This is a genomic window from Microvirgula sp. AG722 (genome assembly GCF_003269145.1).
Lineage (GTDB): Bacteria > Pseudomonadota > Gammaproteobacteria > Burkholderiales > Aquaspirillaceae > Microvirgula > Microvirgula aerodenitrificans.
In genome coordinates, this window is the sequence record NZ_QLTJ01000014.1 from 34,481 (window position 1) to 47,638 (window position 13,158).

The following is a 13,158-nucleotide window of genomic DNA, read 5'->3' on the forward strand; positions in this document are numbered from 1 at the left end:
AGCCCTGCCTTGTCAGGAGGCAGGCTGCGAGCCTTCCGCCCCGGGCCAGATCGTGGTGATGAACGGGTCGTGCTGACCGCTCTGACCGCCGGCAGGCCCGCGGGAAAAATACTGCGCCAGATAGGCGTCGAGCGCACGGGCATCCAGTGGTCGGGCATACAGATAGCCCTGGGCGGTATCGCAGCCGTTTTCCTTCAGGAAATCGGCCTGTTCGGCCTTTTCGACGCCTTCAGCGGTAATGCCCAGTCCCAGGCTTCCGGCCAGCATGATGATGGCCTTGCAGACCGCCGTATCCTGGGCCAGTTCGGGAATGTTGCAGATAAAGGAGCGGTCGATCTTCAGCCGGTCGACCGGCAGATCCTTCAGTACCGCCATTGACGAGAAGCCGGTACCGAAGTCGTCGATGGCGACGGACACGCCCACCGATTTCAGCGCCTTGAGAATGCGCTTGCTGTCCTCCAGCGACTGCAGCACGCTTTCGGTGATTTCCAGTTCGAGCAGGGAGGCTGCCAGCCGGGAGGTGGCCAGCACGTCCTCGATCCCCTGCAGAAAATCCGGCTCGACAAACTGCATCACCGACACGTTGACCGCCACTTTCAGCGGGTGGCCGTAGCGGACATTCCAGCGCCGCGCCTCCTGGCACGCCTGCTGCAGGACCCAGCCGCCGATTTCCTGGATCAGCCCGCATTCCTCGGCGACCGGAATGAAAGTGTCAGGCGGGATCAGCCGGTCCCCGTCCTGCCAGCGCAGCAGGGCCTCGAAGCCGATCAGCGCGCCATCCGTCATCCGGACCAGCGGCTGGTAATGCAGCAGGAAGCGGCGCTCCTTCACCGCCTGCCGCAGTCGCTGCTCCAGCCGCAAGCGTTCGTGAATCTTTTCCGCCATGGACTGGTTGAAAGTGCAAAAGCGGCGCTTGCCGGATTCCTTGGCCTCGTACATTGCACTGTCGGCAGCGCTGAGCAGCTTTTCCGCCGTGGTGCCATGCTGCGGGTACATGGCGATGCCGATGCTGCAGGTGACGACGATGGTTTCGTCATTGGCTACGATCGGCTGTTCCAGCTTTTCCAGCAGACGGCTGGCCACGATGCTGCAGTCCGCCTCGCTGCTGTGCGGGCAGACAATGAAAAACTCGTCGCCGCCAAAGCGCACCGCAATGTCCGAGCGGCGGATGGTTTCGCGAATGCGCTGTGCCACCACCTTCAGCAACAGGTCGCCGGTGGCATGACCGAGGCCGTCATTGATCAGCTTGAAACCGTCCAGATCGATGAACACCAGTCCGATTTCGCTGCCGTTGATCTCGGCGCGCCGCAGTTCGATCGCCAGTTGCTCATTGAGCAGATAGCGATTGCCGAGTTCGGTCAGCGCATCGTGAAAGGCCATGCGGTTGAGTTCGATCTCCGCCTTCTTGATCGAGCTGACGTCGGTGCAGCCGATGATGAAGTGGGACGGAAACTCGTTGTCGTAGGACACCTGGCAGATATGTTCCCAGGCCGGGAACTGCTCGCCGTTCTTCCGCCGGCACATCACCTCGCCATGCCAGCCCACATCCTGCATCTGGGCGATGCTGTGGTAGAAATCGGGCGTGTGCTTTTTCACGTGCAGCAACTCGTCGATGTCCATGCCGAGGATTTCGATCAGCGAGAATCCGGTCATGCGCAGAAAGGCCGGATTGGCCGATTTGACCAGCCGCTCGGCATCGATGACGGCGATGCCTTCCGCCGTGGACTGGAACACGGCCCCGGCCTGCTGCAGCAGCTGCTCGGACTTGATGCGTTCGGTGATGTCGCGCAGCACGCCGATCTGTTTGGCGTTCTCCTGCCACTGCGGCTCGTACTCCTGCACCGACATTTCCACCCACACCACTTCGCCGTCGTCCGGGGTGATGGCGGTGACCATATCCACCCGCCCCCGGTCCTTGATCAGCTGGTTCAGCCGGCCCTGGTCGGCATGCTCCAGCAGGCGCAGGAACGGCGGGATGACTTCCTGGCGCGGCGCCATGTCCAGTCCGGTGATCTTGCCGAAATACCCCTGCCCGGTGAACAGCGACTGCTGCTTGTCCCACTCCCAGATACCCAGCTGGGCTGTTTCCACCGCCAGCATCAGCAGCTTGCGCTGCTTGTGGACTTCCACTTCCGCCATGCGGCAGGCCAGCGCCATGCGGATGGTGGCATTCAGCTCGCGCAACTCGAACGGTTTGAGCAGATAGCCATACGGCGCGCTCTTTTCCGCCTGCTGCAGGATGATTTCTTCGGCGAAGGCCGTCAGGTATACCACCGGAATGCCCAGTTCCTGACGGATGATCAGCGCGGCTTCAGTGCCGGAAATGCCATCCTCCAGATGGATGTCCATCAGGATCAGGTCGGGCCGGGCCTCGCCGGCAACCACGATCGCTTCCTCGCCGGAGGCGCAGCAGGCCACCACGTCAAAGCCCAGGCTCTGCAGGGCGATTTTCAGGTCCAGCGCGACAATGCGCTCGTCCTCCACAATCTGGATGCGATAGCCCATCACGACTCCCGGATAAGGTCTGGCATGACCATGGTGAAACAACTGCCCTGCCCCGGCCCGGACCGCAGCGTCAACGTGCACTTCAACTGTTCGGCCAGCAGCGGCAGCAACTGGAAACCGAGGGTGGAGGCCGTTCCCAGCTTCACGTCGTCGGGAATGCCCTTGCCGTTGTCCCGGATCTGCACCTGTACCTGCTCTCCGCTGAGCATCACGATTTCCACCGAGCCGGGGCAACCGGGTTCAAAGGCGTGCTTGCAGGCATTGATCACGATTTCGTTCAGGATCAGCCCGAACGGGATGCTGTTCTGCAGTTCGAGAAACGCTTCCTCGCCTTCGCGACGGAAAGTGAGGCTGATATGGGCACCATAGGTCGCACTGACATCGCGCAGCAGATGAATCAGGCGCTCGACATAGACCGACACCGGAATGCGCGAGAAGTCATTGCGCTCATAGAGCAGCTGGTGGATCAGCGCCATCGAGCGCACATGGTTCTGGCTGTCCACCAGCGCCTTGTGCACTTCCGGCGTGGCATTGCGTGACTGCAGACTGAGCAGGCTGGAGATCACCTGCAGATTGTTCTTCACCCGGTGGTGGACCTCACCGAGCAGCACGGTCTTTTCCTGCAGGGCCTTTTCCAGCATCTGTTTGGCGTAATAGCGTTCCGACACATCGGTCACGCAGGCCAGGGTCAGCAGCTCGGCGCCCACCTGCATCGGATTGAGCCCGATCTCGCACGGGAACTGCGAGCCATCCTGACGCCGGGCGAACAGCGGCTTGCGGTTGGCCATGCTGCGCGCCGACGGCTGGCGGAAAAAACCCTGCACATAGTCAACGTGCAGGTGGCGGACATCGTCCGGCAGCAGCTTGCCCATCGACTCGCCGACCAGTTCATTGCGCGTGTAGCCGAACAGTTCTTCCATCCGGGTGTTGATCAGGCGGATCTGCCCGCGGCCGTCGACCATCATCAGCCCGTCCGGGGTGGATTCCACGACCTGGCGGAAATAGGTTTCGCTGATCTCCAGCGCCAGCTCGTTCTGTTTTCTGGCCGTGATGTCGATGGCGGAAGCAACGATATTGACGATATGCCCGCTGCCGTCCCGCAGCGGCGTCAGCATGAAGTCGATGGTCATGCGGCTGTCGTTCTTCATGCGCACGGCCACATCGTAGCGCACCGTCTCGCCGCCCGCCGCCCGGGCGATGGCCTCCTGCAGCCGGGCCTGTGTCAGCGGATCATGGTTCCACCAGTAGCATTCCCAGAATGGCTTGCCCTGCACCGACGACAGCGCCAGCCCGGCCTGCTCCAGCGGCGCCCGGTTGGCCTCCAGCAGCACGCCATTGACATCCAGCACGCTGACGAAGGTGAACAGTGCGTCCAGCACCTTGCGGACCCGTTCGCTGCCGTTGCGCATGACCTGCTCGGCCTGCTTCTTCAGCGAGATATCCTCCACCATGGCGATGATGCCGCACACGATGCCGTCGTCATCGAAACGCGGGTGATAGCTGGCATCCCAGAAAGTCATGCAGCCGGAGCCGGCCGGGATTTCCGCACTGGCCTCGAAATGGCAGCGCGCGGTGCCACTGGTCATCACCTCGTTCATGATGTCTTCCAGTGCGGGACCGATGGCCGGCAGGATATCCCGCGGACGACGACCGAGATGCTGCTGAACGGCCAGTCCGTTCGAATTGGCCAGCCGGCCGTTGATATGCACATAGCGCAGCTGGCGATCCAGAATCGCAATGCCGGTCGGTGACGCTTCCAGTAGATCTTCTACCCATTTTTCCATCGCCTCACCCCATGCACTTGGACGTCAGCGCCTGACAGTCATTATGGGTAACGGAACAGGGTATTCAAAGAAGCAAATCTCATGGCACGGTCATGGCGCGGCCACGGCCGGACGGGCTCATGCGCCCTTCAGCCGGCCTACAGGTGCGCCTCGAACCGCTTGACCAGTTGCTGCAGGTCATGCGCCGTGGTGCGGAGCTCGCCCGCGACCTGGTTCACGGTGGCAATGCTCTGGCTGTTCTGCTCGGTCATGGAGCTCATCAGCTCCATGTTCTGGGCCACCTCGGCGGCGGAAGCGGACTGCTGCTTGAGCATGTCGTTGACACTGCCGGATGCCGAGGCCACGCCCTGGTTGGCATCCCGGATCTCGGTCAGGCTGTTGCTGACGGTCTGGATCGCCTGCTCGATCTCGACCACCTGCCTGAGCGCCGCCTCGATATTGCTGGTGACCTGCCCGGTCTGGCTGGTCAGCACGCCGATCGACTGCTCGATATCGCGGGTGTTGCCGGTCGTGCGCTCGGCCAGCTTGCGCACCTCGTCCGCCACCACGGCGAAACCACGCCCCTGCTCACCGGCGCGGGCCGCCTCGATGGCGGCATTCAGCGCCAGCAGGTTGGTCTGGTCGGCCAGATCGCGGATCAGGGAGGTGATGGAGCCGATTTCCGTGACCGACTGCTTGAGCAGGGAAATGGAGTCGCGGGTGCTGTTGAACTCCCGCGAGGCGGTCCGGGCGGCCTCCTCCGTCACTTTCATGTTGTCCTCGCCGTTCTCCGCCAGCTGGCTGGCATGACTGGCATGCGCAGCACCGGCACCGGTAGAGGACGAAATCTCGGAAGTGGACACCGCCAGTTGCTCCAGCGCGGCAGCAATCCGGCTGACTCCTTCTAGCGTCTGCTCACCTCTCTTCTGCAGCGCGTCGGACTGGTTGTATGTGGACGTGGCCGCCGCGTTGACGGTGCCGGCGCCGGCCACCACGTCAGAGATCACTGCACGCAGATTGATCCGCATGGTTTCCAGCGATGCCTGCATCTGCTGGATTTCACGGCACCCGGATTTGGCAAACGAGTGGCTGAAGTTGGCTTCGGTCAGCCTGACCAGACCCGCCCGGGTCCGGTTGAGCGGGACGGTAATGCTCCGGTGCAGCAGCCAGGCGGAAATTCCGAGCCACAGGATGCTGCCGAGGTTGAGGATGTCCCGCGTGATTTCGTCCGGCACCAGCAGCTGGGCAATCAGTGCGACGAAGGGGGGCAACAGGCCCACGCAGAGGTACCGGTTCAGGCCCCAGTTCTGCTTCAGGCTGGTGGAGGGGAAGCGGGCGCGCTTTGCCTTCACTTCGGCACAGCATTTTTCCGCATCGATTTTCTGCTGTTGCGTTGGCGGAGTGCGGACGGACATGAAACCGACGGTTTGTCCGTTTTCCGTCAACGGCGTCACATAGGCTTCCACCCAGTAGAAACCCCCGCACTTGCTCCGGTTCTTGACGATTCCCCGCCACGAATGACCCGCCTGGATCGTGCGCCACATGTCTTCGAACGCTTCGGGCGGCATGTCGGGGTGGCGCACGATATTGTGCGGCTGGCCGATCAGTTCTTCCTCGGTAAACCCGCTGATGTCGATAAAGGCCCGGTTCGCATAGGTAATCAGCCCGCCAGGGTCCGTCTTGGTCACGATCGGACGTCTGGGCTGAAGAAAAAGCTCATGCTGCGTTACAGGCAGGTTACTGCGCATCGCGCGCCTCCGTTGCTTTCCGACGACAGAATACGCAATAGCCATTATTGCGGGAAATATTTACATATATAGCATGGCAAATTGGACTGCCTGTTTGCGTTGAAACAACTTTGCGCGCGCCGCGGCCGGCAGGATGCGGAACCGGATCAGGGCACAAAAAAAGCCAGGTTCCGCGGGAACCTGGCTTCGGGACGGGCTTGTCAGGCCCGGGGTTTGCTCACGCTACTACGACATCATGACCTGCACCACCAGCATCAGTCCGCCAAAGGCCAGCACGAATCCCACCATCGGGAAGACGAACTTCACCCACTTGTTGAACTGGATGCCCAGCATCTGCAGGGTGACCAGCACCAGACCGGTCGGCGCCAGGTACAGCATCGCGTACTGGCCCCAGTTGTAGGCCGACACCACCACCGAACGCGGGATGTTAACGGTATCCGCCAGCGGTGCCATGATCGGCATCGACAGCACGGCCAGGCCGGACGACGACGGTACGACAAAGCCCAGCAGCGAGAACACCAGCATCTGCGCCACCGCGAACACCGTGCCGTGCATGCCGGACACCAGGTTGGACGCATAGTCCAGCAGGGTGTCGGAGATCATGCCCTGTTCCATCACGATGTTGATGCCGCGGGCCAGACCGATGATCAGCGACACGGCCACCAGTTCGGATGCGCCGCGGGTGAATGCGTCGACCGCTTCCTTCTCACCCAGTCCGGAGATGAAGATGATGATGATGGCAACGGCAAGGAACGAAGCCGCCATCTGCGGGAACCACCAGCCGCCCGTGGTCACACCCCACACCATGATCGGGAAGGCGATGACGAACAGGGTCAGGATCAGCTTGCGGCGCGTGGTGAACGGCACCACTTCACCGTTGTTGTCGCTCTTCAGGAAGCGGGCGCGGAAGGCTTCACGGTCTTCATAGGTGTAGGAGAAGGACGGATCGGCCTTGATGCGACGGCAGTACCAGTACAGGTAGCCGATAACGGCCAGACCGCCAACGATGCAGCCAAACACCCGGTAGCCGATACCATCGGTAAAGGTGATGCCGGCCGCGTTGGACGCGATCACCACCGAGAACGGGTTGATGGTCGAGAACGTGGTCCCCATCGAGGCGGCCAGGAAGATCGCGCCGACGCAGACAATGGAGTCATAGCCGAGCGCCAGGAAAATCGGCACCAGTACCGGATAGAAAGCCACCGCCTCCTCTTCCAGACCGCAGGTGGTCCCCCCCAGCGTCATGACCATGCACACCAGCATCACGAACAGGAACTCGTTGCCCTTGGTCTTTTGTGCCAGCACCACCAGCCCGGCATCGAAGGCACCGGTCTTGTTCACCACGCCAATCAGGCCACCCAGCACCAGAATGAACACGATGATGTCGGCCCCTTCAATGGTGCCCTTGACCATGCTGACGGTAATGTCGCCCAGACCCTTTGGCTGCTGCTGCAGACGTTCATACGTACCCGGAATGGCAATCGGCTTGCGAATGGTGCCATCGGCAAATTTGTCGAGACCAATATTGATATTCAGTTTGGTCAACGCTTGCTGGCTGGCAGGTATTTTTTCCGTTACCCCGTGCGGAGTGGTAATTTGCAAAGTATGACTGTCTGACAAATAGGCCAGTCTTGAATATGAACCGGCAGGAATAATCCAGGTCATACCTATCGCCAGCAGCAGAATGGCAAATAAAATGGTGAACGCGGTTGGAAAACGCATCGGTCTTTTTATGCTCAGGGAAGCCATTAGGAACTCCGCATCAAAAGTTGTGCCGAGGCGGGGCTAATGCCGGGCCAGGGGCTTTCCTATGGGAAGGTGCGCATCTGGTGCGGCATATTGCCGACGGGGTGCGCGCTTGTCAGAGAATGTTCTGCTTATTTTTTACCAGACGTTTCTTCTACTAACGGAATTGAGTCTATCGGAGAGTGTACCTGTCGTGATTTGACGTGCCTCAACCCACTTGTCACAAGTCGCCATGTGTTTTTTCATCCAAAGACAACTCGTGGTTTTTATGAAAATCATCGGAAAATACCCGATTCAGGATGTCTTTATTGCATAAGAGCATTATTGACCACGGCGTCGGGCGTTTTTTGATAAAAATTGCGCTTCAGAGCACGCAATCTTTATCGATATCCAGCCTGAATCAGGGAATAAAATTGTTTATGCAAAGCAATCCGCCTCAATGACAATTGCCTATCCGCAAACAGGGGGGTGTCATTGAAAAGGTAAACATGCTAGACGCAGTTCGGCTGCCAGACGCCGGCGCCGGCTCAGACCAGCAGCACGGACGCCGGTGTGCGCGCCGGTTCATGCTCGGCCCACTGCTGCTTGATGCGCAGGATGTCATCCATGCAGCCCGGCAGCAGCGCGGCCAGTTCCGGATCGAAGTGGCGACCGCTTTCGTCCCGGATCAGCGCCAGCGCCTTTTCGACCGGCCAGGCCTGCTTGTAGGGGCGGACGCTGGTCAGCGCATCGAACACGTCGGCAATGGCAACGATTCGCGCCACATGCGGAATGTTCTCGCCGCGCAATCCCTGCGGATAGCCGCTGCCATCCCACTTCTCATGGTGATTCAGGGCAATGATGGCGGCCATCCGCAGCAGGCCCGAGTCATGCTCGCCAATGATCCGCGCACCGATGACCGTGTGCTGGCGCATGATCTGCCACTCGGCGTCGGTCAGCTTGCCCGGCTTCTGCAGAATGGCATCGGGAATGCCGATCTTGCCGACATCGTGCATCGGCGCCGCATGCAGCAGTTCCTCCGCGGCGGACGGACTGTAGCCGGCAGCGAGCGCCAGCACCCGGGCGTAGTGGCTCATCCTGACCACATGCAGCCCGGTCTCGTTGTCCTTGTATTCGGCGGCCATTCCGAGGCACTGCACAATCTGCAAACGCGTTCGGCGCAGCACGTCGGCCTGCACCAGGGACAACTGGTTGCGGACGCGGACCTTGACGATGGCCGGACTGAAAGGCTTGGTGATGTAGTCGACGGCCCCCAGGTCAAAGCCATGCTGTTCGTTGGCCGCCTCCGCCAGCGCCGTCACGAATATCACCGGGATGTCAGCCGTCGCGGCTGACTGCTTCAGCGTCTGGCACACCTCGTAGCCCGACATGCCGGGCATCATGATGTCGAGCAGGATCAGGTCCGGCTGTCCGGTCCGCGCCAGTGCCAGCGCCTTGTTCCCGTCCCGGGCAAACAGCAGCCGGTAGTCGTCCTGCAGGGTATGGCGCAGCAGTTGCAGGTTGACCGGCTCGTCGTCGACCAGCAGCAGGGTCGGTCTGGCATCGTTCTGTCGCATCATGAGTGGCATTCGGCCTGGTCGGACGGCAGGCGGGCCAGCCAGTCCCGGAGCAATTGTTCGGCAAGATCAAAATCGAAGGCATCGACGGCACTGTTCAGCGCCTGCCCGCGCTCCTGCTCGCCCTGCGCCCGGAATCCCTCGCAGACGGCCTGCAGGGACGGGTCGTCCAGTTCACCACGGGCCAGGTAGCCGAGCAGGGTCCGGACCGCATCCTGGACCGCCCGGGGCGAAGCGTCGGGCCATGACGGCGGCACCGGGTCGGCCCGGGTCCGGGCAGCAGGTGCCGGCCGCGCCGACCCGGCCGGTTCGTCGGCCAGCGGCAGCGGCGTCCTGGCAGGAACGGCGGCACGAGCGGTGCGGGGGGACAGAAACGGCTGCTGCAGTCCCAGTACCCTGGCCATCTCCACCAGCAGCCGGGGTACATCCAGCGGCTTCATGGCAAAGCCGTCCATTCCCGCTTCGCGGGCAGCCTCCCGGTCCGTGTCCTGGACACTGGCGGTCAGGGCAATGACCGGTGTCGCCACCCGCCCCTGCTCCCGCTCACAGCTTCTCAGCCTGCGCACGGCCTCCAGACCGTCCATGTGCGGCATGTGCACGTCCATCAGCACAATGTCGAACCGGCCAGCCATGAACTGTTCGAGGGCCTCCTCGCCATTGCGCGCGGTCGTGACCCTGTGCCCGCCCTGCTCCATGATCAGGGTCAGCAATTCGAGGTTCTGTGCCACGTCATCCGCTACCAGAATATGCAGCGGTGGCAGACTCATGGTGCCGATGGTCTGTGCCTTTTCCGCCGGTGCCGAACCGGCCGGCAGCGGCAGCGCCACCCGGAAGACACTGCCGTGCCCCGGCTCGCTTTCAACCTCGATCGTCCCGCCCATCAGCTCGGCCAGTTGCCGGGCAATGGTCGTCCCCAGCCCCGTGCCGCCAAAGCGGCGGCTGATCGAGGTATCGGCCTGGGTGAATGGCGCAAAAATCCTCGCCAGTTGCTCGGCGCTCATGCCGATCCCGGTATCCCGCACCTCGATGAACAGCCAGCCATCCTCGCGGCGGAAATCGAGGCCGACATGGCCCCGCTCGGTAAACTTGATGGCATTGCCGACCAGGTTGGTCAGGATCTGCTGGACACGCAGCGGATCGCCCACGCAGTACTCGTCCAGATCCGGCGGAAAATGCACCGTCAGTTCCAGTGATCTGGCCTCGGCAGCCAGTCGCATTGACGCCATGACCTGGGTCGCCAGCGCCTGCAGCGAGAAATGGATCTGTTCCAGCCGGAACGCGCCCTTCTCCAGTTTGGTGGTATCCAGGATGTCATTCAGCAGGCCCAGCAGTGAACGGGCCGACTGGCGCACGGTTCCCAGGTGGCGGCGTTGCAGATCAGACAGCTCACCGCCGAGCAGCAATTCGGTAAAACCGATGATGGCATTCATCGGGGTGCGGATCTCATGGCTCATATTGGCCAGAAAGATCCCCTTTGCCGCAGCGGCCTGTTCGGCACGCTCGGCCGCCTCGCGCAGCGAGGATTCCAGCGCCCGGCGCTCGGTCATGTCGGAAACAAAGCCGACGAACAGCGGTTCGCCCGGCAGCTCGACCCGGCCGACGGCAAGCCTCATCGGGACGGAATGCCCGTCCTTGTGCAGACCGGTCACTTCCCGTCCCACGCCAATAACTCTGGCGGCACCGGAATTCAGGTAATTGGCCAGATAGCCGTCATGCTGCGACTGATCCGGCTCCGGCATCAGCATCTTGATATTGTGGCCGATGACTTCACCGGCCGACCAGCCGAAAAGTCGTTCGGCCGACGGATTGAATGCCTGGACGATGCCGCGGCAATTGATGGTAATGATGCCGTCCACTGCCGTCTCGACAATGGCCCGCATGCGCGACTCGCTTTCCTCCTCGCGGAGAAACAGGCGGCGGTAATAAAACAGTCGCTTGATTGCCAGCATGACCACGACCAGGGCAATGACCAGAGCGGACAGCAGTAATGCGATGACGGGATCAGCCGGGAATGAGGGCATGGTATGGCGCTATGCGGAAACCGCACCGGTTTCTGGCACTCGCGAGAGTGCTTTCTTTATTAAGGGAGAACTGCGGGGGGAACAGACTGCACCTATTTGCTCAGACTGGCAATGAAATGCCCGGCGAGAGAATTGAGGTTATCAACCTGCCGGCCCAGTTTTCCGGCTTCGTTTCCGGCTTCCCGGCTGGCATCGACGGCCCGGTTTGCACTTTCCCGCAGTACCCGCATCTGGCTGCTGGTCTGCTCGCTGAGTACGGACTGTTCCGCCATGGCACGATCGACACTGGCTGCCAGTTCATGAATATTGCCCACGGACTCCAGGATCATGCCGAAGGCGCGATCGGTTTCACCGGCCAGGCTGACCGTCTGCTGCGAGGTTTCCACCCCGCCGCTGATCGCCTCGACACAGGCGCGGGTTTCCGTCACCAGCCCCAGAATGATGTCGCGGATATCGCGGGTCGATTCCTGCGTGCGCTGCGCCAGGCTGCGGACCTCGTCGGCAACGACCGCGAATCCCCGGCCGGCCTCCCCGGCCCGGGCCGCCTCGATCGCGGCGTTCAGTGCCAGCAGATTGGTCTGCTCCGCCACATCGGTAATCACGTCGATGACCTTGCTGATGCGCTGATTGCGCTGTTCCAGCGCCGAGACCGTGGCCCGCGTCCCGTCCAGCGACGCAGCCAGCCGGTCGATGGCCTGCACCATGCATTCCAGTTGTTCCCGCCCCTGCAGCGTTGCCTGGCGCGATGCGGTCGAGGCCTCCGCCACCCGGGCCGACGACTGGGCGACCTGGTGCTGACCATCCAGCATGCTGGCCATGGCACTGGCAATGTGCTCCACATGCTGGCCCTGGCCAAGAATCGCCTGATTCGACTGCTCGACAAAAGCGTCGCTGCGTTTTTTCGAGCGCAGCAGGTAGTGGCAGGTATTCTCCAGCCGGGCGACGATGGCACGCATTTCCGAGGTCCGTGTCAGCAGGCTATAGCGGATGCGCCCCAGCTCATCCCGGCGCCCGCTGTACAGATAGGCCAGATCCGGATGACCCTCGCCCCACGGACTGGCCTCGTTCACCAGCCGGCGAAACGGCGTCAGCAGGGCCATGACGCCGCCGCCGGACGCCACGGCTGCCAGCAGTGCGCTGCCGGCCATCAGCAGGTCTCCCGAACTGGCGGCCAGCCCGGCCAGCGCCGTGGCCGGCATGCCGGCCACCAGCGCCATGCGGGTTCCCCAGGCGCTCTTCTGCCCCGGCATCCGCCATGCCTGCCGCCCCCGACGCCATGTCCGGTACAGCCGTTCGGCCCGGGCCCGGGCCTGCTCGTCCGGCTGCGTGCGCACGGACTGGTACTCGACCACTTGCCCGTTTTTCAGAATCGGCGTGACATAGGCATCAACCCAGTAATAGTCGCCGTTCTTGCAGCGGTTCTTGACCATGCCTTTCCATGAACGGCCGGACTGAATTGTCTGCCACATGTCCCTGAATGCGGCTGCAGGCATATCCGGATGGCGAATGATATTGTGGTGCTGCCCGACCAGCTCCTCGCGGCTGAAACCGGATACGGCAACAAAATCGTCATTGGCAAAGGTAATGTCACCCTGCAAATCCGTCGTAGTGATCAATTGCGCATGGCGAGGATACAGGACCTCTTTCGAGGTAACCGGCTGGTTGTCACGCATGAACAGCTCACTTTCCTTGATGCAGAAACAGGGCACCCCATCCCCATGCCGCAAACGCACACCGCCCTTCCGGGAAAATGCGGAAATCGTCCGGAAAACAGGCACACCACCTTGTAATGGACGCAAAAAAGCATCGACAATCTGCA

General features: G+C 61.8%; 8 protein-coding genes. 1 reads left to right on the top strand and 7 read right to left on the bottom strand.

Going from position 1 to position 13,158, the window contains the following annotated elements:
- Positions 1-12 precede the first annotated feature (12 nt).
- The 7 genes from DFO50_RS15070 to DFO50_RS15100 form a co-directional block, all read right to left on the bottom strand.
- Positions 13-2,505 (bottom strand): EAL domain-containing protein, encoded by a 2,493-nt coding sequence (locus DFO50_RS15070; RefSeq protein WP_107888499.1) that lies wholly within the window; start codon positions 2,503-2,505, stop codon positions 13-15.
- Positions 2,505-4,289 carry a PAS domain S-box protein gene (locus DFO50_RS15075; RefSeq protein WP_107888500.1) on the bottom strand — a complete coding sequence of 595 codons (1,785 nt, stop codon included), beginning with the start codon at positions 4,287-4,289 and terminating at the stop codon, positions 2,505-2,507. The genes DFO50_RS15070 and DFO50_RS15075 overlap by 1 nt, the downstream gene beginning before the upstream one ends.
- Before the next feature lie 137 nt (positions 4,290-4,426).
- Positions 4,427-5,956, bottom strand: a complete 1,530-nt coding sequence (locus tag DFO50_RS15080; protein ID WP_158537479.1) for a methyl-accepting chemotaxis protein — start codon at positions 5,954-5,956, stop codon at positions 4,427-4,429.
- A gap of 285 nt (positions 5,957-6,241) precedes the next feature.
- Complete coding sequence (locus DFO50_RS15085) at positions 6,242-7,765, bottom strand: YfcC family protein (protein ID WP_028499826.1); 1,524 nt, start codon at positions 7,763-7,765, stop codon at positions 6,242-6,244.
- A 524-nt stretch (positions 7,766-8,289) separates the two neighbouring features.
- On the bottom strand, positions 8,290-9,321 hold the full coding sequence (locus DFO50_RS15090; protein WP_107888502.1) for a two-component system response regulator: 1,032 nt from the start codon (positions 9,319-9,321) through the stop codon (positions 8,290-8,292).
- A complete protein-coding gene (locus DFO50_RS15095; RefSeq protein ID WP_199489852.1) occupies positions 9,318-11,339 on the bottom strand; it encodes a PAS domain-containing hybrid sensor histidine kinase/response regulator in 2,022 nt (673 codons plus the stop codon). The genes DFO50_RS15090 and DFO50_RS15095 overlap by 4 nt, the downstream gene beginning before the upstream one ends.
- A gap of 92 nt (positions 11,340-11,431) precedes the next feature.
- Positions 11,432-12,955, bottom strand: coding sequence for a PAS domain-containing methyl-accepting chemotaxis protein (locus tag DFO50_RS15100; protein ID WP_233495284.1), 1,524 nt, complete (start codon positions 12,953-12,955; stop codon positions 11,432-11,434).
- Between DFO50_RS15100 and DFO50_RS19655 the strand changes: the two genes are divergently transcribed.
- The gene (locus tag DFO50_RS19655) at positions 12,839-13,129 is read left to right on the top strand and encodes a hypothetical protein (protein WP_211249633.1); all 291 of its coding nucleotides are present in this window, start codon (positions 12,839-12,841) and stop codon (positions 13,127-13,129) included. The genes DFO50_RS15100 and DFO50_RS19655 overlap by 117 nt on opposite strands.
- Positions 13,130-13,158: the final 29 nt, after the last annotated feature.

What these genes read in the sequence shown, in the direction of transcription:
- DFO50_RS19655 (WP_211249633.1), top strand. Translation starts at nt 12,839, where the DNA reads ATGGCGAATGATATTGTGGTGCTGCCCGACCAGCTCCTCGCGGCTGAA.
- DFO50_RS15075 (WP_107888500.1), bottom strand. Translation starts at nt 4,289, where the DNA reads ATGGAAAAATGGGTAGAAGATCTACTGGAAGCGTCACCGACCGGCATT.
- DFO50_RS15090 (WP_107888502.1), bottom strand. Translation starts at nt 9,321, where the DNA reads ATGATGCGACAGAACGATGCCAGACCGACCCTGCTGCTGGTCGACGAC.
- DFO50_RS15085 (WP_028499826.1), bottom strand. Translation starts at nt 7,765, where the DNA reads ATGGCTTCCCTGAGCATAAAAAGACCGATGCGTTTTCCAACCGCGTTC.
- DFO50_RS15095 (WP_199489852.1), bottom strand. Translation starts at nt 11,339, where the DNA reads ATGCCCTCATTCCCGGCTGATCCCGTCATCGCATTACTGCTGTCCGCT.
- DFO50_RS15070 (WP_107888499.1), bottom strand. Translation starts at nt 2,505, where the DNA reads ATGGGCTATCGCATCCAGATTGTGGAGGACGAGCGCATTGTCGCGCTG.